The sequence below is a fragment of the Arthrobacter sp. TJ-58 genome, from assembly GCF_058269295.1.
The window spans coordinates 281,041-300,922 of sequence record NZ_JBZCNM010000002.1; the positions used below are offsets into that span (position 1 = coordinate 281,041).

Annotated in this window: 21 protein-coding genes and 1 riboswitch; of the genes, 13 read left to right on the plus strand and 8 right to left on the minus strand. The window is 66.2% G+C overall.

Translation table 11 applies throughout. The annotated features are described in order from the left end of the window. The first annotated feature begins 13 nt into the window (after positions 1-13). Complete coding sequence (locus AC4D2W_RS07470) at positions 14-1,246, plus strand: MFS transporter (protein WP_490926291.1); 1,233 nt, start codon at positions 14-16, stop codon at positions 1,244-1,246. Between the two features lie 18 nt (positions 1,247-1,264). Here the strand turns inward: AC4D2W_RS07470 and AC4D2W_RS07475 are convergent, their stop codons facing one another. Next, a complete protein-coding gene (locus AC4D2W_RS07475; RefSeq protein WP_490926292.1) occupies positions 1,265-1,534 on the minus strand; it encodes a hypothetical protein in 270 nt (89 codons plus the stop codon). A gap of 879 nt (positions 1,535-2,413) precedes the next feature. Between AC4D2W_RS07475 and AC4D2W_RS07480 the strand changes: the two genes are divergently transcribed. The 5 genes from AC4D2W_RS07480 to AC4D2W_RS07500 are packed head-to-tail and all read left to right on the plus strand — an operon-like array spanning position 2,414 to position 6,164. After that, positions 2,414-3,031, plus strand: coding sequence for a hypothetical protein (locus AC4D2W_RS07480; protein ID WP_490926293.1), 618 nt, complete (start codon positions 2,414-2,416; stop codon positions 3,029-3,031). Next, positions 3,028-3,804, plus strand: coding sequence for a hypothetical protein (locus tag AC4D2W_RS07485; protein ID WP_490926294.1), 777 nt, complete (start codon positions 3,028-3,030; stop codon positions 3,802-3,804). The genes AC4D2W_RS07480 and AC4D2W_RS07485 overlap by 4 nt, the downstream gene beginning before the upstream one ends. A gap of 41 nt (positions 3,805-3,845) precedes the next feature. Beyond that, positions 3,846-4,574, plus strand: a complete 729-nt coding sequence (locus AC4D2W_RS07490; RefSeq protein ID WP_490926295.1) for a histidine phosphatase family protein — start codon at positions 3,846-3,848, stop codon at positions 4,572-4,574. Beyond that, a complete protein-coding gene (locus AC4D2W_RS07495; protein WP_490926296.1) occupies positions 4,558-5,433 on the plus strand; it encodes an NAD(P)H-hydrate dehydratase in 876 nt (291 codons plus the stop codon). Before AC4D2W_RS07490 ends, AC4D2W_RS07495 begins: the two co-directional genes overlap by 17 nt. A 2-nt stretch (positions 5,434-5,435) precedes the next feature. Next, complete coding sequence (locus AC4D2W_RS07500) at positions 5,436-6,164, plus strand: CPBP family intramembrane glutamic endopeptidase (protein ID WP_490926297.1); 729 nt, start codon at positions 5,436-5,438, stop codon at positions 6,162-6,164. Positions 6,165-6,209: 45 nt separating this feature from the next. Here AC4D2W_RS07500 and AC4D2W_RS07505 read toward each other — a convergent pair whose 3' ends face one another. Then, positions 6,210-6,647 carry a VOC family protein gene (locus tag AC4D2W_RS07505; protein ID WP_490926298.1) on the minus strand — a complete coding sequence of 146 codons (438 nt, stop codon included), beginning with the start codon at positions 6,645-6,647 and terminating at the stop codon, positions 6,210-6,212. Between the two features lie 192 nt (positions 6,648-6,839). Here AC4D2W_RS07505 and AC4D2W_RS07510 point away from each other — a divergent pair, with 192 nt between their 5' ends. Genes AC4D2W_RS07510 through AC4D2W_RS07525 form a run of 4 tightly spaced genes read left to right on the plus strand, consistent with a single transcriptional unit; the run spans position 6,840 to position 10,390 of the window. After that, on the plus strand, positions 6,840-8,051 hold the full coding sequence (locus tag AC4D2W_RS07510) for a thiolase family protein (protein WP_490926299.1): 1,212 nt from the start codon (positions 6,840-6,842) through the stop codon (positions 8,049-8,051). Continuing rightward, positions 8,052-8,807, plus strand: coding sequence for an enoyl-CoA hydratase/isomerase family protein (locus AC4D2W_RS07515; protein WP_490926300.1), 756 nt, complete (start codon positions 8,052-8,054; stop codon positions 8,805-8,807). Continuing rightward, positions 8,807-9,655: a 3-hydroxyacyl-CoA dehydrogenase family protein gene (locus AC4D2W_RS07520; RefSeq protein WP_490926301.1), complete on the plus strand. Its 849-nt coding sequence runs from the start codon at positions 8,807-8,809 to the stop codon at positions 9,653-9,655. Before AC4D2W_RS07515 ends, AC4D2W_RS07520 begins: the two co-directional genes overlap by 1 nt. Positions 9,656-9,664: 9 nt before the next feature. Further along, a complete protein-coding gene (locus AC4D2W_RS07525) occupies positions 9,665-10,390 on the plus strand; it encodes a tyrosine-protein phosphatase (protein ID WP_490926302.1) in 726 nt (241 codons plus the stop codon). Here the strand turns inward: AC4D2W_RS07525 and AC4D2W_RS07530 are convergent. Beyond that, positions 10,347-10,730, minus strand: a complete 384-nt coding sequence (locus tag AC4D2W_RS07530) for a hypothetical protein (RefSeq protein WP_490926303.1) — start codon at positions 10,728-10,730, stop codon at positions 10,347-10,349. The two genes, AC4D2W_RS07525 and AC4D2W_RS07530, sit on opposite strands and share 44 nt — an antisense overlap. Positions 10,731-10,745: 15 nt before the next feature. Beyond that, positions 10,746-10,885: riboswitch (SAM riboswitch) on the minus strand. Positions 10,886-10,943: 58 nt separating this feature from the next. Then, positions 10,944-11,963 carry an LLM class flavin-dependent oxidoreductase gene (locus AC4D2W_RS07535; protein WP_490926814.1) on the minus strand — a complete coding sequence of 340 codons (1,020 nt, stop codon included), beginning with the start codon at positions 11,961-11,963 and terminating at the stop codon, positions 10,944-10,946. Here AC4D2W_RS07535 and AC4D2W_RS07540 point away from each other — a divergent pair. Both AC4D2W_RS07540 and AC4D2W_RS07545 read left to right on the plus strand, forming a co-directional pair. Continuing rightward, positions 11,962-12,597 (plus strand): RBBP9/YdeN family alpha/beta hydrolase, encoded by a 636-nt coding sequence (locus tag AC4D2W_RS07540; protein ID WP_490926304.1) that lies wholly within the window; start codon positions 11,962-11,964, stop codon positions 12,595-12,597. The genes AC4D2W_RS07535 and AC4D2W_RS07540 overlap by 2 nt on opposite strands. 18 nt (positions 12,598-12,615) lie before the next feature. After that, a complete protein-coding gene (locus AC4D2W_RS07545; RefSeq protein WP_490926305.1) occupies positions 12,616-13,695 on the plus strand; it encodes an ATP-dependent DNA ligase in 1,080 nt (359 codons plus the stop codon). A 39-nt stretch (positions 13,696-13,734) separates the two neighbouring features. Here AC4D2W_RS07545 and AC4D2W_RS07550 read toward each other — a convergent pair whose 3' ends face one another. Further along, positions 13,735-14,814: an SGNH/GDSL hydrolase family protein gene (locus AC4D2W_RS07550; protein ID WP_490926306.1), complete on the minus strand. Its 1,080-nt coding sequence runs from the start codon at positions 14,812-14,814 to the stop codon at positions 13,735-13,737. Positions 14,815-15,103: 289 nt separating this feature from the next. On the opposite strand from AC4D2W_RS07550, the gene paaZ reads away from it, so the two are divergent. Next, on the plus strand, positions 15,104-17,188 hold the full coding sequence (gene paaZ, locus AC4D2W_RS07555; RefSeq protein WP_490926307.1) for a phenylacetic acid degradation bifunctional protein PaaZ: 2,085 nt from the start codon (positions 15,104-15,106) through the stop codon (positions 17,186-17,188). 13 nt (positions 17,189-17,201) lie between these two features. Here the strand turns inward: paaZ and AC4D2W_RS07560 are convergent, their stop codons facing one another. The 3 genes from AC4D2W_RS07560 to AC4D2W_RS07570 are packed head-to-tail and all read right to left on the minus strand — an operon-like array spanning position 17,202 to position 19,764. Then, positions 17,202-17,831, minus strand: coding sequence for a TetR/AcrR family transcriptional regulator (locus tag AC4D2W_RS07560; RefSeq protein WP_490926308.1), 630 nt, complete (start codon positions 17,829-17,831; stop codon positions 17,202-17,204). 59 nt (positions 17,832-17,890) lie between these two features. Then, complete coding sequence (gene paaK, locus AC4D2W_RS07565) at positions 17,891-19,243, minus strand: phenylacetate--CoA ligase PaaK (protein ID WP_490926310.1); 1,353 nt, start codon at positions 19,241-19,243, stop codon at positions 17,891-17,893. A 41-nt stretch (positions 19,244-19,284) separates the two neighbouring features. Next, positions 19,285-19,764, minus strand: coding sequence for a hotdog fold thioesterase (locus tag AC4D2W_RS07570; RefSeq protein WP_490926311.1), 480 nt, complete (start codon positions 19,762-19,764; stop codon positions 19,285-19,287). Positions 19,765-19,882: the final 118 nt, after the last annotated feature.

The window sequence follows — 19,882 nt, forward strand, 5'->3', positions numbered from 1 at the left end:
AGAGGAGTTTGCCATGCCAGCTTCAGCGCAGTTCCCGGCGCCCGCCGTCAACCTGAAATCCGGGCAGCTGAAGAACCTCATTGTTGCCACGGTGGCGTCCACGGTGGGGTTTTGGGCCTGGACGATTATCGGTCCGCTTTCCAGCCGGTATGCCGCGGACATGGATTTGGGAGCCGGCCAGACCTCCATTCTGGTGGCCATGCCCATCCTGGTGGGGTCCGTGGCACGCATCCCCGTGGGTGCCCTGACCGACCGGTTCGGCGGACGGGTCATGTTCACCGTCATTCTGGGCATCACCGCGCCCCTGGTACTGCTCACCGGGATCGTGGGACAAATGGGGAACTTCCCGTTCCTGGTGGTGATTGCGTTCTTCCTGGGCATTGCCGGCACAGTGTTCGCCATCGGCATTCCGTTCTGCTCGGCCTGGTACGAGCGCAACCGGAAGGGATTCGCCACCGGCGTCTTCGGGGCCGGCATGGTGGGCACGGCAGTCTCAGCTTTCTTCACCCCGCGGCTGGTCACCGCCGTCGGCTACATGGGCACCCACATCACCATCGCCGTCGTCGTGGCGGTCATGGCGGTGCTGAGCTGGCTGATCCTGCGCGAGTCACCGGCGTGGTCCGCGCCCACCGAACCGGTGCTGCCGAAGATCACCCACGCCTTCACCCTGCGCGTGACCTGGCAGCTGTGCTTCCTCTACGGAGTGGTGTTCGGTGCGTTCGTGGCGTTCTCCAACTACCTGCCCACCTATCTGGGCAACGTTTACGACTACGACGCCACCGCGGCCGGAACACGCACCGCCGGCTTCGCCGTGGCCGCCGTGATCGCCCGTCCGATCGGTGGAACGATTGCGGACAAGGTGGGCCCAAAGCTGGTCACCCTGACCTCGCTGGCCGGAACCGTGGTCCTCGCCGTCGTCGTGGCGCTGCGGCCGGAAGAGGAACGCGTGTACGGCACGGCGTTCATTTTGATGGCCCTGTTCCTGGGGCTGGGCACCGGCGGCGTGTTTGCCTGGGTGGGCCGCGCAGCTCCGGCACAGGACGTGGGCACCGTGGGCGGGATCATCGCGGCCGCCGGCGGACTGGGCGGCTATTTCCCGCCGCTGGTCATGGGCGCCACCTATGATCCAGCCGACCGCAGCTACTTTGTGGGGCTGATGCTGCTGGCGGCCTTCGCCGCCGTCGCCTTCCTTCTGACCTTCACAGTGCGCAACGGCGGCAAAGTGGACCAACGCACCCGCACGTAAGCTGCTTTCCCGGGGAAGCTACTGGCCGGTGCCCGCCTTTGTCTCAACGACAGTTGCATCATAGGAAAACCGCGCCTGAACCCAGAAGGTGCCACCGGCTGAAGTCTCGACCGCGACCTCCAAATCCGGAACTGCCACCGCCGAGGCGCGGTTGTACATCACGAAGGGCAAGTTCTCGCAGGAATGGTTGCTGATGCCGCCGATGGCGGGTTCCGTCCTCAGGGCAATCTTTTCACCCGGGGGGCACGTGGCGTACACCGCAAGGGTGAGGTATTGGCCCTCCTTCAATCCGCCCTCCAAAGTGTATTTTCCGTTGATAACCCTAAACACATTCGCCAGGCCTGATTCAAGGGGTTTGGCTAATCGGGTGTTTTAGGCAAGGGCTTAGAAGTCCGCCTTATTGTGCATCGGCAACCCTAATGCCAAGCCAGTAGGGGGTTTCCTCATCGGTGGTGATGGTGACTGTGAATTCCGGCAGGGACTCAGGGGCCGGGGCGCTGGTATACGAGGACTGCGATTTATTTCTGCAGGGAAAATTCGAATCAATCAGTGGCGTGGTCGTAGCCGTCACCGCGGCACGGGACCCGGGCCGGCAGGACACGGTCACCAATACCGTTTGTCCGGGCGCCAGCCCGCCTTTCACCTGGTAAGTCCCGTTCCCCATGCCCTTCTCGGAAACTACCGTCCGTGCCGGAGTGGTCCCCAAAGGCTTGTCCGCGAGAGGGTCCTGAAGTGCGTCCATGTCCGCATTGGGGGAGGTGGTTGGACTTGCCGGCTCCGCGGAGGGTGCAAGGGGTGAAGACGGCGGCTCGTCCGCAGCGCCAGCCGAGCCATCCGAGCCAGCCGAGCTACCCGACCCAGCGGAGCAGGACGCGAGGGCAGCGGTAAGGGAGCACGCCACGAGAAACTGAACGGTGCGGCTTTTACCGGTTTTTCCACTCGTCGAAAAGCAGCCGGACGTGCTGAATGGTCCGCGGGCATTTGTTCTCATGGTGTCCATATCAGACCCTAAACACAGGCGGGGAGCCGGAATCAAGGTTTCCGCAAAATTGTCCGGTGTAATTCTGTTGTGGATATTCCGCATTCTTTGCAAAACATGCCCTGCGCAGCCCGGCCGCCGGAGCCTTGGTATTGTCGTGGACAACAGGTTAATTCAGGGGGAGCGCTGTGGGGAATCGGTCTGACGTCATCGGTGCTGAGGCCGCCATGCGGCGCTTGGAGCGGGCACGGATCCCGGCCGCGCAAGCCCGCAGGGAATTGACCGGCCAGCTGAAGTTTTTGGACAAACACCTGGAATATCTCGCGGACGTGGCAGCCCGTTTTGAACGCCGCCGGGACCATCTGCTCGCCGCGGTGCAGGCGCAGCCGCAGGATTCAGAACCCGCCGCAGAACTGGCGGGGACCGCGGCGGCGCTGCTCGCGGACGTCGAGAAAGCCCGGACGGAAGTGGCCGAGGCGCGCGCCGCCGTCAAGGAACGCCACCGCGGCGCGGCAGGAATAGTGGCCAAGATCGACGCCGCGGCCGCCCGCCTGACCGAAGCTCTGGCCGGGCTTGAACAGGTCCGGCTTGAAAAGGAGAACGAGGCCCGCCTCCGGGACCTCAAACACGGCTACCGGGAGCGGCTTCAGACACTGGACCAACAGGTTCCTGACCTTGCTCCTGCCGGGCTGTCTCCGATCCCTGCCTCCGTGACCTGGGACTTGGAGGGCAGAGTGCGTGATGCCACCCGGCTCACCTACGAGGCGGAGGCCCTCGCGGCACTGCGGCGGGACGAACTGAAGTGAAAACATCTACCTTCTCCTTTGTCACCAACACGCGTACCTACAGCCGGATCCGGCTGCTCCGCCGGGCAGCGGCGCTGGCCGCCCTCTTGGCGTGCCACCTCTGGCAGCCGTTTCCCAACGGCGCCCTGTCCCTTCTCCAGTGGGACGTGTGGCTGTGGCTGGCCGGCCTGCTGTTCCTGAGGGAAGTAACCCGACTGGTGATCAGCGGCGTCGCTGCCAAAAGAGACGCAGCGGCCTTCGCTCCAAAGCTCCGGAAGTTCTTTCCCCTTTCCCCGGTGATCCGGGTCCGGGACTTCCGGGAACTGCTGCGGACCGGAAACCTGTCGGCCAACCTGGGCAGCGGTTCACGGCTTACCCTGACCCTCAGCAAACCGGCACGGCTGCGGGGGATGAAGTTCGGATATACCGTCACGGCACGGAGCCGGTTCGGCGACTTCGGATTGGCGGAATTTGATGTGATCATGCGTGACCTCGCCTTTAACGCTCCGGTGGCCGCCGCACTGAAGGCGGTCCAGGCCGAGGAAGCAGAAAATCCTCCGGGTCCTCCCGAGACCGGCAGCCCCGGCGGTGAGCGCGGCCCCGTCCCCAAAACTTTCAAAAAGCAGGAGGCGTTCTGGAGCAACTTCTGGCAGGACATCACGTCTTCCTCCAGCACGCCCGGCACCGGAAAGCGGGTGAAGGGGCGCACCTCGGCCGCAGCCAGCAAGGGCGGCACTTCCCCTGACGTGAAGAGCAAAACGTCCTCCGGCACTGTCCGCAAGGACCGGGTCTGAGGATGCGGGGCTGCCGCCCGGACGCGGAGTAGAGTCGGGGCATGGGTGCAATTGAACTGGTCCTCATTCGTCACGGCGAAAGCGCCGGTAACGTCGCTGCCACAGCGGCTCAGCGCTCCGGCGCGGAAGTCATCGAGGTTGGCATACGGGACGCGGATGTTCCGCTCAGCGACGCCGGCCGGGACCAGGGGAAAGCCCTTGGCGGCTGGCTTGAAGCCCTGCCGGAGGATGAACGCCCCGAAGCCGTCTGGTGCTCGCCCTACCTGCGGGCCCGGCAAACTGCTGAACTCGCCGGGCTGGAGAACGCGCGGCTTGACGAACGGCTGCGCGACCGGGAGCTGGGCATCCTGGACCTGCTCACCTCCGCAGGGGTCCAGGCACGCTTTCCCGAGGAAGCGCAGCGGCGCAACTGGCTGGGCAAGTTTTCCTACCGGCCGCCGGGCGGCGAGTCGTGGGCCGACGTCGCCCTGCGGCTGCGTTCGGTGCTGCGGGATCTTGACGACGAAGCGGACGGCCGGCGTGTGGCCATCGTCTGCCACGACGCGGTAATCCTGCTGATCCGGTACATCTGTGAGAATTTGACCGAGGCCGAACTGCTGGATATTGCCTCCACTACCAGTGTCCGCAATGCTTCCCTTACCCGTCTGGTGCGTCCGGAAGGCAGGGGCCGCTGGGAGCTGGTGGACTTCAACGCCGTGGACCATCTGGAGTCCGGCGGCGCCCCGGTAACCGAACATGCAGGAGATGAAAATAATGTCCACCCCCGCTGAACCCGTAACCCCGGCACTCCTCAAGGGGTGGCAGGTCAACCGTGAGGCCAGCGGCAAATCCGACCGCGGCAATGTGCTGGTGGTGGGAGGCGCACGCCGTTCCCCCGGTGCAGCCATGCTCACCGGCCGGGCTGCCCTGCGCGTAGGAGCCGGCCGGCTGACCCTTGCCGTGACAGAATCCGTGGCCGTGGCTGTTGCCGTGGCTGTTCCGGAGTCAGGGTGCGCCCCGCTGCCGGAAGATGACGGTGTGATCTCCGGTTGCCGGGCAGCGAAGGCCATGCAAGCCGACCTGGAAACTTCCGACGTTGTGGTGGTGGGTCCCGGTTTGGATGATGCCGATTCCACCGGTGAACTGCTTCAGGGGATCGCCCCGCTGCTGAAAGAGCGCACCTCGATAGTCCTGGATGCCTACGCCCTCGGTGTCCTGCACCAGTATCCGGAGGTCTACAAGTCGTGGGCCGGTCGCCTGGTGCTGACTCCGAACAAGAACGAAGCTGCCCGGCTCCTGGAGCTGGATCCGGAGACAGACCTGGACATGGAACAGGCCGCCCTCGACATTGCGGCCAAGTACCAGGCAGTAGTGGCCGCCCAGGGACTGATTGCGGCTCCGGACGGCCGGCGCTGGGAGGTCCCCGCCGGCAACTCCGGCCTGGGCACCTCCGGCAGCGGAGATGTTCTGGCCGGCGCCATTGCCGGTTTCCTCGCCCGGAAGGCCAGCCCCGAACAGGCCGCCTGCTGGGGAACCTATCTGCACTCCACGGCAGGTGACCGCCTCTCGGCGGCCCAGGGTCCCATGAGCTTCCTGGCCGGAGAACTGCTGGAAGCCATGCCGCGCGTCATGGCGGAACTGACCGTTTAGCCGTGGCAGACCCCCGCGTGCAGGCCTCCCTGTCCGGCGCGTTCACCCGCCGCGACGTTATTGCGGCCGGTTTTTATGTGCTGTTTGTTGGGATTTTCAGTTTTGCACCGGGACTCGGCATTCCCGGACTGACCCGGCTGATACCGGATCCGGTGCTGGCGGGCTATGCGGTGAATCTCGCGTTTTACCTCTCGGCCGGGGCGTTGGCGCTCTGGGCCTCGTGGCGGTTTGCCGTCCGGGAGGCCCGGCTCCTCGCCGCGCGTCCCTGGCTGACGCTGGCGGTGATCCCTGCCAGCGTCCTCGCCATGCTGGTGCTCACCGCCGTGGCCGCGGCCCTCACCGGGCCTCCGGAAACGGCCGTGAACCAGGAAGCAGTCCAAGGGCTGGTGGTGTCCCTTCCGCCGCTGCTGATCATTCCCCTTTTGGTGCTGATCGCCCCGTTCGTGGAGGAATACATCTTCCGCCATCTGCTGATCGGCAAGCTGAGCAGGTACCTGAACATCTGGGTCTGCTGTGTCATTTCGGTGGTGCTGTTCGCGGGTATCCACGTTGCGGGAAAGGAAGCGCCCGCGCTGGCCGTCCTGCTCCCGTACCTGGTGATGGGGGCCGTGCTGGTGGGCGTCTTTGTATGGGCGGGCAGCAACTTCATGCTGTCCTATGCCGTGCACGCCGCGAAGAATCTGCTGGCCGTCCTGCTGACCTACGCGATTCCGGCCGAGCTGCTGCAATAAGCCGGAATCGCCGCACACCGGACCCTCCCGCCGCTCCCCATTGACTTAGGCGATGCAGAATTCGTTTCCTTCGGGATCGGCCATGGTGTACCAGGAGGATGGCCCCTGGCTCGCCGCATAGAGAAACACAGCGCCCCTGGCCTCCAGGTCCGAGCGGGCCTCGTCCTTGGTCCGGCCGTCCAGGCGCACGTCTAAATGGATGCGGTCCTTCGCCGTCTTCGGTTCCGGGACCGGCTGGAACAATATCCGCAGACGGTCCGGTGCCGCTTCCTCACCCGGGCGGCAGATCGCGGCGCCGTCCCTCCATACCCGCTGTCCGTTGTGTTCAATCAGCTGCTCCGGACTGGCGAATCCCTGCTGCAGCAGTGACTCGATGAACTCCTGGTCAGTGGGCTCCAGCACCCAGCCCAGGGTTTCCGCCCACCAGTCGGCCTGGTCATGGGGGTTTTCGCAGTCAATGCATATCTGGATAGTCGATGTCATGCCGCGAGCCTAGCCAGCCGTTACCCCGCTCACCGGCGGTTTGTGGACAACTTCTGTCCGCAGAAGCTGGCCGTCATGCTGGCTTGCCCACATTGACCGCTTTCCTCCGCCGTGCAATTCTTTACAGAACGAATGGTCAGTAATTGGTGTCCGCCGGCGTCGGCCGGCAACACGCAGACGGTGGGAGCAGTCATGGCGGAAGCATTTCTGGTGGGCGGAGTACGGACCCCGGTGGGCAGATACGGCGGCGCGCTGTCCAGTGTCCGGCCCGATGACCTGGCGGCTCTGACGCTGCAGGAACTGGTGGCGCGCGAGGGACTGGATCCCGCCGTCGTTGACGAGGTGATCCTGGGCAACGCCAACGGTGCCGGCGAGGAAAACCGCAACGTGGCGCGGATGGCTGCCCTGCTGGCAGGGTTCCCCAGCGACGTTCCCGGCATCACGGTGAACCGGCTGTGCGCTTCGGGGCTGTCGGCCATCATCATGGCCTCACACATGATCAAGGCGGGAGCAGCGGACATTGTCATTGCCGGCGGTACTGAATCCATGAGCCGCGCGCCCTGGGTGACCGAAAAGCCCACCAAGGCCTTCGCCAAGCCCGGTGAAACCTTTGACACTTCCATCGGCTGGCGCTTCGTGAACGAGCGCTTCACCGCCGGGGAGCTGTCCCGGGGCGGAAAGATGACGTACTCCATGCCGGAAACCGCAGAGGAACTGGCCGCCGTGGACGGTATTTCCCGTGCCGACGCCGACGCCTTTGCCGTCCGCTCGCATGAGAATGCGCTGGCCGCCATTGCCGCCGGACACTTCAAGGACGAAATAGTTCCGGTCACCGTCCGCGGCCGCAAGGGCGACACCGTCGTGGATACCGACGAGGGCCCGCGCGAGGGCACCACGGCCGAGGTGCTGGCGAAGCTGCGGCCGGTGGTGCGGCCCGGCGGCATTGTCACTGCCGGCAACTCCAGCACGCTCAATGACGGGGCGTCGGCCATTATCGTCGCGTCCGAGCGGGCCATCCGCGAATACGGACTCACCGCCCGGGCCCGGATTATCGAAGGCGCGTCCGCGGGAGTGCCGCCGGAAATCATGGGTATCGGACCGGTTCCGGCCACCCAAAAGGTCCTCGCCCGCAGCGGCGTGAAACTTGCCGACGTCGGCGCCTTCGAACTGAACGAAGCCTTTGCCACTCAGTCGCTGGCCTGCATCCGCCGGCTCGGCGTGAAGGAGGACATTGTGAACAACGACGGCGGCGCCATTGCACTGGGGCACCCGCTGGGTTCCTCCGGATCCCGGATTGCCATCACACTGCTGAACCGGATGGAGCGCGAGGGCGCAACACGCGGGATTGCCACCATGTGCGTCGGTGTTGGCCAGGGCACCGCCATGCTGATTGAGGCCGTCTAAGTGGGAGCTGATTACTCTTCCTTCACCACATTGCAGGTCACGGAAGGGGAAGGGCGCGTCACCGCGGTCCTGAACCGCCCGGAGGTCCGCAACGCCATTGACGCCGCCATGGTCGATGAGCTGCACCTGCTCTGTGCCGATCTCGAAGAGAACCCCCGAATCCTCATCCTCAGCGGCAGCGGCGGGGTGTTCGCCTCCGGTGCGGACATTGCCCAGCTGCGCGAACGCCGCCGCGACGACGCCCTGCGCGGCATCAACTCCACCGTGTTTGCCCGGATCGCCAAGCTGCCGATGCCGGTCATCGCCGCGGTGGACGGATACGCCCTGGGCGGCGGGGCGGAGCTGGCCTTCGCCGCGGACTTCCGGATTGGCACACCCCGCGTCAAGATCGGCAACCCGGAAACCTCGCTGGGGATCCTGGCAGCCGCCGGCGCGGGCTGGCGGCTGAAGGAACTTGTGGGCGAACCGCTGGCCAAGGAGATCCTGTTGGCCGGACGGGTGCTGAACGCCGAGGAAGCGCTGGCCGCGCATCTGGTCACCGAGCTCGCCGAACCGGAAGACCTGCTGGCCGCAGCACAGGCGCTGGCGGACCGGATTGCCCGCCAGGATCCGCTGGCCGTCCGGCTCACCAAAACCGTGTTCGCGGCCCCGGCGGATGCCCACCCCGCCATCGACAATTTGGCGCAGGGGATTCTGTTTGAATCGCAGGCCAAGTTTGACCGCATGTCAGCGTTCCTTGAGAGGAAGAAAAAGTAATGGCAGTTCCCTCCACAGTAGGAGTGCTCGGCGGCGGCCGGATGGGGGCGGGCATTGCGCACGCCTTCTGCACCGCGGGAGCCGCCGTCGTCGTCGTGGAGCGCGACGACGACGCCGCCTCCGCCGCCTACGACCGGGTAGCGTCCGCGCTGGCGAAAAGTGTTGAACGCGCCACCGTTTCCGAAAGCCTGGCCGACCTGACCGCGCGGCTGTCCGTGTCCACCGACTACGCCGCTTTTGCTGCGGCCGGGCTGGTGGTGGAAGCGGTGCCGGAGGACTTTGGCCTCAAGGCCGCTGCCCTGGCCGCGGTCGAGGAACAGCTGGCACCGGAGGCCTGGCTGGCATCCAACACGTCCTCGCTGTCCGTCACCGAGCTGGCACAAAAGCTGCAGCGTCCGGAACGGTTCTGCGGCCTGCATTTCTTCAACCCGGTGCCGGCCTCCGCCCTGATCGAAGTGGTGCTGGGCAAGCAGACCTCTGAAGAGCTGGCCGAAGCCGCCGCTTCCTGGGCCCGGGATCTGGGAAAGACACCCGTCACCGTCAATGATGCCCCGGGCTTTGCCAGCTCGCGGCTGGGCGTGGCGATTGCCCTGGAAGCCATGCGCATGGTCGAAGAGGGCGTGGCCTCCGCCGAAGACATCGACGCTGCCATGGTGCTGGGTTACAAGCACCCCACCGGCCCGCTGCGCACCACCGACATCGTGGGCCTGGATGTGCGCCTGGGCATCGCCGAGTATCTGGCGTCCACGCTCGGCCCGCGCTTCGAACCGCCGCAGATCCTCCGTGACAAGGTGGCCCGCGGGGAGCTCGGCCGCAAATCCGGCAAGGGCTTCTTTGACTGGTCCTAGCCGGCTGTCATGAGCAGCCGCGACGTCCACTGGGAGGGCGCCGCCAACGCACGGGACCTGGGCGGGATCCCGGTCGCCGGCGGCGGCGCCGTCCTCCCGGGCCGGATCTTCCGCATGGGGCGGTCCGAATGGCTCACCACGCGGGGCTGGGAACAGGCCCGCGCCGCCGGAGTCCGCACCGTCGTCGACCTCCGCAACGAAGAGGAGCAGGGACGCAGGGACACCGATCCGTTGCCGGACGCGGAGGCTGCCGCAGGAATCACGTTCCTCACCGGGCCCACGCAGGAAGCGAAGGATCCGGAGTTCACCGCGCTCACCGGCCCCTACATGGACTCCCCGCGCTTCTACCGGGAGAACCTGCGCCGCTGGCCGGAGAAGATCGCCGCTGTTCTGCGTGCCATAGCGGAGGCCGGTGACGGTGGGGTGGTGATCCACTGCTCTGCCGGCCGGGACCGCACCGGACTCGTCGCCATGCTGCTGCTGCAGCTGGCCGGGGCCTCGCCTGAAGCCATCGCCGACGACTACGAACAGGCGGTCCGCGGCATCAACGCCTTCCACACCACGCAGGTGCATCCGCGGGAAAAACCGCTGACGGCGGAGCAGGAAGACGCGCGGGTGGCCGACGGCCGGAAGGAACTGCTCCGCGCCCTGGACGGTTTTGACGCGGAGCAGTACCTCCGCTCAGCTGGGCTTAGCCCCGCTGAGCTTGGGCGTCTTCGGAGTCGTTTGCGTTGAGCTGTTTACAGGGATGGACCCTTTCCGGCGTCGCCAAGTAGAAAAAAGAGCGCCGTGCGGGGCTGTCAAAGCCTCCGGGCACCAGCAGCGACGAATAGCGTGTGCACCACTGCACCTGGCCGTTGGAATGGGCCAGCGCCTGCGCCAGGGAGGGCAGGTCGTGGAACCACATCAGCTGCTGCTCGCCGTCCACGACCAACTGAATCAGGTCCAGATCGAGATCGACGTAGGCCTGGGCATCCACCCAGTCATCGTAAACAGCCAGGCGCTTGCCGTGAATGAGGTGGACGTTGTGGCCGGGGGTGTAGCTGATGCAGCGGGCGCCACTGGAGATACTCACAGTGTGTTCCTTTACGGTTTGTCCTTGCCCGCACCGGTTGGCCGCGGGCCGCTTCGTCATCCGAACCACCCGCCGAACAGTGGGGTTGGTGTGAGGCCAGTCGGAGCTTTTACAGACCCGGATTCCTCCGGGCGTGTTGGCCACCTCTCGTGAAGCTGAGACAACCATAGCGCATGCCGGTGACAGTCGGGAACTGTCACCGGACCGGAGGCATCAGCGCCAGCCCGCCGCGGGTGCCACGTGCTTCACCAGGCTCTCCAGCAGCTGCGCGTTGTATTCCACGCCCAGCTGGTTCGGCACCGTAATAAGCACGGTGTCGGCGGCCTGGACCGCGGCATCGGCAGCAAGCTGCGCGGCGATTACATCCGGTTCACCGATGTAGCTCTTGCCGAACCGGGCCAGCCCGCCGTCCAGCCGGCCCACCTGGTCACGGGAATCCGTCTGGGCCCGCAGCCCGAAGTACCGGTGGTCGGTCTCGGTCACCAGCGGAATGACGCTCCGGCTGACCGAGACAAGCCCGGTGCCCTCGTGGCCGGCGTCGGCCCGCGCTTTGCGGAACACCTGAATCTGCTCCGCCTGGAGCTGGTCAAAGGGCACCCCGGTGTCCTCCGTTAGCAGAGTGGAGCTCATCAGGTTCATGCCCTGCTCGCCGGTCCACTTGGCGGTGGCCCGCGTTCCGGATCCCCACCAGATTCGTTCGCTGAGCCCCGGGGACTGCGGTTCAACCGCCAGCGTTCCGGAGCTGCCGGTCATGACCGGATCTGCCGCAGCGAGGCCTGCGCCGGCAATCGCAGCCCGGAACACCAGGGTGTGCTTGCGGGCCTCGTCCGCGTCGGTGCTTCCCGCATCCGGAACATAGCCAAAGGCCTCGTAACCGCGCAGGGCCGGCTCGGGGGAACCGCGGCTCAGGCCCAGCTGCAGCCTGCCGCCGCTGATCAAATCCGTGGCCGCGGCTTCTTCCGCGAGATACAGCGGATTTTCATAACGCATGTCGATGACCGCGGTACCCAGTTCAATCCGGCTTGTCCGTGCGGCCATGGCGGAAAGCAGCGGGAACGGTGCAGCGAACTGCGGGGCGAAATGATGAACGCGCAGGAACGCGCCGTCTATCCCCAGCTCCTCCGCCGCAACCGCCAGCTCGACGGTCTGCAGCAGGGCATCCCGGGCGGTACGGACAAAAGAACCCTGCACATCGCGGTAGTGTCCAAAGGACAGGAAACCGATTTTCTTCATGTTCAGGAACAGCACCGGTTTCCGAGGAGATATTCCCGGCTTCCGCCCGGCGGCGGCCGTCAACGGAAAGGCAGACAGCATGCACCTGACCATCGTCCCCGGCATCGGCGGTTCCAACGATGAGCACTGGCAAAGCCGGTGGCAGGCTGACGCTCCGGATATGTCCCGGATTTCGCCGTCGTCGTGGGACGACCCGAACTTGGAGAACTGGATGGACGCGCTGGATGCTGCCGCCGGGTCCCGGAACGGCGACACCATCCTGGTGGCCCACAGCCTGGGCTGCCTGGCTTCCGCGGAGTGGCTGCTGCGCAATCCGGACGGCGCCCGGGGCGTGCTGCTGGTTGCGCCGCCGGACCCGGCCGAGCCCGCCTTCCCGGACACCGCCGGCTCATTCCGCGATCCGAGGCTGGAACCGCTGCCGGTGCCCGGGCTGCTGATCGCCAGCGAGAACGATCCCTACTGCACGCTCCCCGGCGCCCGGCTGCTGGCCCAGGCCTGGAACATTCCGGTGATCGACGCCGGCCCGCTTACCCACATCAACGATGAAAGCGGCATCGGGAACTGGCAGCAGGGCCGGGACCTGCTGACCGCCTTCGCCGCGGGGCTGGGCGTTTCCATTCCCCTTACCTGTTAGTCGGGTAAGAATGGGCCCATGAAACTTCCGGTAATGCCGCCCGTGGCCCCGATGCTGGCCAAAGCCGTCTCTGCGCTGCCCGAGGGGGAATACTCCTACGAGCCAAAGTGGGACGGTTTCCGCTCCATCATTTTCCGCGACGGCGATGAACTGGAGATCGGCAGCCGCAATGAAAAACCGATGACCCGGTACTTTCCGGAACTGGTGGAGGCGCTCAAGGCAAACCTGCCGCAGCGCTGCGTGGTGGACGGCGAAATCATCCTGATCAGCGCCTCCGGAAAGCGGCTGGACTTTGAAGCCCTGCAGCAGCGCATCCACCCCGCCGCCAGCCGGGTCAAGCTCCTGGCCGAGCAGACACCGGCGGCCTTCGCAGCGTTTGACCTGCTGGCCCTGGATGACACCAGCTATCTGGACCGGCCGTATGCCGAGCGCCGCAGCGCGCTGGAGACTGCACTGGCCGGCGCCGCCGCCCCGGTCTACCTGACGTCCCGCACCACCGACCCCGGCACCGCGCAGCGCTGGTTCGGGGAATTCGAGGGTGCCGGACTGGACGGCATCGTGGCCAAGCCGCTGGCTGATCCCTACCAGCCCGGCAAGCGCACCATGGCCAAGTACAAGCATGAGCGCACCGCTGACTGCGTGCTGGCCGGCTACCGGGTGCACAAATCAGGGCCGGACGCCGTCGGCTCCCTGCTGCTGGGCATTTACAACGACGACGGCGTCCTCACCAATGTGGGAGTGGCCGGCGCGTTCACCATGGCCCGGCGCCGTGAACTGTTCTCGGAACTGCAGCCGCTGATATCCGATTCGGCGGACCACCCCTGGACGGCGGACAAGCAGGACACCGGAACCCGCACGCCCCGCAACTCAGAGGGCAGCCGCTGGAGCGGGAACAAGGACCTGTCTTTTGTTCCGCTGCGGCCTGAGCGGGTGGTGGAAGTTAAGTACGACCACATGGAGGGCGAACGGTTCCGCCACACCGCCCAGTTTCTGCGCTGGCGCCCGGACCGGAGCCCGGAATCCTGCACCTATGAGCAGCTGGAGGAACCGGCCAAATTCGATCTCGCTGAAGTGCTGACCGCGCCGGCCGGGACGTAGCTGGCCGCGCCGCCCCAGCGGGGCGGCCAGCCGTTTCGGCTAGCCGCGTCCGCGGCAGTGGCCCCGGCCCGGATTGCCCAGCCGCTCCACGTCAACGGCTGAGGTAATGGCCGCGAAGTAGCCCTCGCTGTAGCCGGCGGCCGTAGGATGCAGGGCAAAGGGATCAGTGATGTCCAGAATCCAGGGGTCCGCCGATCCGATGCCGTGGCCGGCGAAGGCCGCGGTCACGTCGACAAAAGTGCCGTCGCCCACCTGCCCGGCCACGACGGCGTTGAGCGCATCGGTGCCGGCATTGAACAGGTTCTGTGCCTCGACGCTCAGGATTCCGGGTGTGCTGCCCTCAAACAGGTGCGGGTAACCGGCCACCACCAGTTCCGCCCGCGGTGCCGCTTCGCGGATCTGCGCAAAGCTGGCCTGCAATTGGGGAACGACGGCGGTTTCCGCGAAGGCCTGCGCTGCCGCCAGTGCTGGGGCGCAGGTGTCCGGCAGTGCGGGTCCGGCGCAGGCGGCAATGACATCAGTGAACCGAATGTCGTTGCCGCCGATCGTCACGGTCACCAGATCGGTCTGCCGGTTCAACAGGTCTGCCGAGATGGCAGTGGAAATCTGCTCCGGCAGGTCCACCGGACCGGCGGGCGGGGCCGGCTCGGTGGTCAGTGCCGTGGCTCCGGCGCAGGACTGGTCACTGTCCAGCTCAACGCGCGGAAGAGCGTCCAGCAGGGTCGGATAACCCTCGGCCGTGCGGCGGCAGGCATCCAGCAACGGACCGCCGCCGAATCCTGAAGCATAGGAGTCCCCAAAGGCCACATAGTCAACCGTCTTGTCCTTCCCGTGCCCGTGACCCCTGCCCGGACCGTTCCCGTGCCCGCGCCCGTAGCCTTGGCCGCCGTCGGGCTGCGACTGTTGCCCGGGAGTCCGCTGCGCCTGCTGCCCGGAACCGGGCCCGGTGTCTGCAGCCGAAGCCGGGCCGGCTGCGACGCCGGACAGGGCGCCGGTGAGGCCCAGCAGCAGTGCGCCCACCAGCATGCTGTGGCGCCGCCGGGCGGGCTGACGAGATTCGCCTGATTCGCCGGGGGATTGGGGCGGTGAGGCTGCGGCCGGGGATTCGAACTCGTTCATGATGCTCCTTCTAAGGATGCGGGTGTGCGCTCCAAGGTAGTCCCGGACACTCCCCGCGGACACTGCGGGCGGGGCAACCCGCCGGGAACGGGTAGTTATCCGGTGCTCCGTGGTCAGCGCACCGGATTGCCAGCGACATCATAGTGTGATGCGCAGCATCCTCCTGTACGCTAAATCTTATTACTGAACGTCCGGTCAGTTATCCTACGGTGCACCGTTCCGCAGGATGCTGTACCGCCCGGGGCCGGTCCGCCGGCCGCAAGCACCGTTTTGAAAGGGCCAGTCAACGATGACCTCCACCGCCATAGACGTCCGCATAGTTCCCAGCTACGTCCGGGATTCCTGGTGGACGCCGGACCGCTCGGATCTCACCGCCGCGGAACCTGCGGAAGTCCGCGATGCCAGCACCGGCGAAACCCTGGCGCTGGTCAGCACGGCCGGGCTGGATCTGGCGGCCGCCGCCGAGCACGCGCGCACCACGGGCCGGAAGGGACTGCAGGATCTCACCTTCCACCAGCGTGCACTCAAGCTCAAGGAGCTGGCCACGTACCTCAACGCGCACCGGGACGAACTGTATGAGGTGTCCGCCCGCACCGGCGCCACCCGCACGGACTCGCTGGTGGACATTGACGGCGGAATCGGCGTGCTGTTCACTTTCGGCTCCAAAGGCCGGCGCGAGCTGCCCAATTCCACCGTGCTGGTGGACGGCCCCGCGGAATCGCTGTCCCGGGACGGATCGTTCCTGGGGGAGCACATCTACACCTCGCTTCCCGGGGTGGCAGTGCAGATCAACGCCTTCAACTTCCCGGTCTGGGGCATGCTGGAAAAGCTGGCTCCGGCGTTCCTGGCCGGCCTGCCCAGCATCGTGAAGCCGGCCACTCCCACCGGCTATCTGGCCGCTGAGGCAGTAAAGCTGATCATCGAATCGGGCATCCTGCCTACCGGGTCCCTGCAGCTGATCTCCGGTTCTGCGCGGGATTTGCTCGATCACCTGGACTACCGCGACTACGTGTCCTTCACCGGATCCGCCTCCACGGCCAAGCTGCTGAAGGCCCACCCCAACGTCACCGAGGGCGGCGTCCGCTTCACCAATGAGACCGATTCGCTGAACGCCGCCATCCTCGGACCTGACGCAGTGCCCGGAACCCCTGAGTTTGATGCGTTCGTCAAGTCACTGGTCACTGAAATCACGGTCAAGGCGGGCCAGAAATGCACCAGCATCCGCCGTGCCATTGTTCCCGCCGGTCTGGTGGACGACGTCGTTGCCGCCGCCGGCCGGCGCATTGAACAGCGCGTGGTGCTGGGCGATCCCCGGGCCGGGGATGTGACCATGGGGGCCCTGGCTTCCATCGAACAGCTCCAGGGAGTCCGCTCCTCCGTGCAGACGCTGCTCGACGCCGGAGCTGCCCTGGCCTGGGGTTCCCTGGACGCACCCGAAGTTGTCCGGGCCGACGGCACGCGCGCCGTGGCCGAAGCAGGTGCCTTTATGGCTCCCGTCCTGCTCACCTGGGCGGATCCGGAGAATGAAGCGCTGCACACGGTGGAAGCCTTCGGCCCGGTGGCGTCGGTCATCGGTTACGACGACGCCGACGACGCCGTGCGCCTGGCCGCCCGCGGCGGCGGATCGCTGGTGGCAACCGTGTGCACCAATGATCCCGCCACGGCCCGCGAGCTGACCCTGAGCATCGCCGCACACCACGGGCGCGTGCTTCTCCTGAACCGTGAAGATGCCCGCAGCTCCACCGGCCACGGCTCGCCCGTGCCGCATCTGGTTCACGGCGGCCCCGGCCGGGCCGGCGGCGGCGAGGAACTGGGCGGTATGCGCTCGGTCCTGCACCACATGCAGCGCACCGCCGTGCAGGGTTCACCGAACATGCTCACGGCGCTCACCGGTCTCTGGCACACCGGGGCTGACCGGAACTTCGACGGCGCCCACCCGTTCCGCAAGGACCTCTCGGAACTGCGGGTCGGGGACTCGGTCCGTTCGGACCTGAGGGAGGTCACGCTCGAGGACATCACCGCGTTTGCGAACAGCACCGGGGACACCTTCTACGCGCACACCAACTCTGCGGCCGCGGAAGCCAATCCCTTCTTCCCGGGCATCGTGGCCCACGGGTACCTGCTGCTGTCCTGGGCGGCCGGCCTGTTCGTGGACCCGGAGCCCGGTCCTGTGCTGGCGAACTACGGCCTGGAGAACCTGCGCTTCATCACTCCGGTGGCCGCGGGGGATTCCATCCGGGTGACCCTCACGGCCAAGAAGATCACGCCGCGCGAAACCGATGAGTACGGGGAAGTGGCCTGGGATGCGCTGCTCACCAACCAGAACGACGACGTCGTCGCCACCTACGATGTCCTGACCCTCGTGGAGAAGTAACCCGCAGGCGGCCTCAGGACCGCGCGTGCAGCCCGTCAAACATGATGGAAATGACATCATCGGCCAGCTGCTCCGGGGAAATGGGGCCGCCGGGCTTGTACCACTCCACAATGGAGTTGATCGTGCCGAAGAGCAGGCGCGTGGTGGTGCGCGGATCGATGTCGCTGCGGAGGGTTCCTTCACTGCGGGCAGCATCCACCAGGTTGGCCACCCGGTGGTCGAACTCCCGTCGCCGGGCCAGGGCGTCCCGCTCAATCTCCGTGTTGCCCCGCAGCCTCAGCAGCAGGGTCACGAACGGCAGGCGCTCGGTCAGGACCTGGATGGTTCCGCGGAGCACAAACTCCAGCTTGGCGTCAGCGGCGCCGCTGGAGGCCCGGGCGTCGTCGAGCACCGCCTCCAGGCCGTCGAGCGCGTTGTCCAGTGCCAGCCGCAGCAGGTCCCCCTTGGAGGGAACGTGGTGGTAGATCGCGGACTTGGTAATGCCCAGGTTCTCGGCCAGGATGCCCATCGAGGTGGCTTCGTACCCGTGCTTGTTGAACACATCCACGGCAATGGCGAGGACTGACTGCTGGTCATATCCGGGGCGGCCCCGCCGGACGGCGGCGGACGCCGCTCCGGCGGCGGCGGATGGTGTGGAAGGCATGGGCCTCATTTTCTCACGAACGTTCGGCAGGTTTATTCGAGCCGCGGGCCTGCCGGGGATTAACCGGGCAGCAGGCCGGACTCTTTTGACCGCAGGTCATAAATGCGGCGCAGCTTTCCGCTGGAACGGGCCAAGGTGCCCGGCTCGGCCACCTGGACGATGCAGGAAGAGCCCACATGGATCTTGATCTGTGCCTTCAGCTCCGCGGCGGCCGAACGGCAGTCATCAGCGGAGGAGTCTTCCCGGCGCTCGATCTTGACTGTGAGCTCGTCCATGCGGTCCGGGCGGGTGATTTCCAGCTGGAAGTGCGGGCTCAGGGCGGGGATGCGCAGGGCAATTTCCTCGATCTGGCTGGGGAACAGGTTCACGCCGCGCAAGATGATCATGTCATCGCTGCGTCCGGTGATCCGGCCCATCCGCCGCATGCCCGGGCGTGCGGTGCCGGGCAGCAGCCGGGTGAGGTCGTGGGTTCGGTAGCGGATGATCGGCAGGGCCTCTTTGGTCAGCGAGGTGAAGACAAGTTCGCCGGGTTCGCCGTCGCCGAGCACTTTGGTGTCATCGAAGGGATCGATGATTTCCGGGCGGAAGTGGTCCTCCCAGATGTGCGTGCCGTCCTTGGATTCCACGCATTCGCCGGCCACGCCCGGGCCCATCACTTCGGAGAGGCCGTAGATGTCGCAGGCGTCCAGGCCCATGGACAGCTCCAGTTCGTGGCGCATTTCCTCGGTCCACGGCTCGGCTCCCAGGACGGCGTTCTTCAGTGAAGTGGAGCGCGGATCGATGCCGGCGGCTCGCATGGCGTCGGCAATGGTGAGCAGGTACGTGGGGGTGCACAGGATAGTGTCCGGCTGGAAGTCGGTGATCAGCTGGATCTGCCGTTCGGTCTGTCCGCCGGACATTGGAATGACGGTACAGCCGAGTTTCTCGGCGCCGGCGTGGGCGCCCAGACCGCCGGTGAACAGGCCGTAGCCGTAGGCATTGTGGACCTTGTAGCCGGGCTTTACTCCGGAGGCACGCAGCGACCGCGCGACCAGCGTGCTCCAGCGGTCCAGATCGCCCGCGGTGTAGCCGACGACGGTGGGCCGCCCGGTGGTTCCGGAGGAGGCATGGATCCGTGCCACCTGGTCCTGCGGGACGGCAAACATGCCGAACGGATAGGTTTGGCGCAGGTCTTCCTTGGTGGTGTACGGGAACTTGGCGAGGTCCGCGAGTTCCCGGAGGTCCTCGGGGTGGACGCCGGCGTCGTCGAACTTCTGCGTGTACAGCGGGACGCGCTCGTAGGCGTACTTGACCGTGTGCTGCAGCCTGGTCAGCTGAAGGGCTTCGATCTGGTCGCGGCTCATCCGCTCTTCCGGATCAAGGCTGGCGGAATCTGCTGCGGTGGACTTCAGGAGCGACGGGGAGGAAATCATGGAGGGGCCTTTGCGTTGGAGCGTCTCTGCGGTGAAGCGGATCAGCTGCGGGGACGGCGGGCGGGATTGGGAATGGAGCGTGAACGGCCGCGGAACTCAGCCACTACCCGGGTAGCGCCGTCAGGGGTGCAGGCTGTGACTTCGACGTCATATACGCCGCTTCGGCCGGAGGAGGCACGGTGCGCGGCCACGGCCCGCAGGGTTTCGCCGGGCAGTGCGGAGGAGATGAAGGTGATGTCCGCACCGGATGCAACGGTGATCAGCTCCGCCTCTGCGAGCTCTGCCGTGGAGGGGTTGCAGGCCAGGGCAAAGGCCGTGTCCGCAAACGCGAAGACCATGCCGCCCTGGGCCATGCTGAAGCCGTTGAGCATCTCGGGGCGCAGCACCATGCGGCAGCTGGCCTCCCCGGGAGCGAGATGCTCCACCGTGAGTCCGAGCCAGCGGGCAACGGAATCATGTTTCAGAATCGGATGGATCACGCCGTTTTCCTGCGTTGGGGCGGTGACACCGGTGTCAGCCATGGGGCCCTCTCGTTTTAGTTACCGAATGTTCATTAGGTAATCCTGCGAGGGGCGGCGCTGTCAAGCACGGAGGAGTTGTGTGTCACATCCGCCCGGACCGGTTTATGCGGCGGGAGGA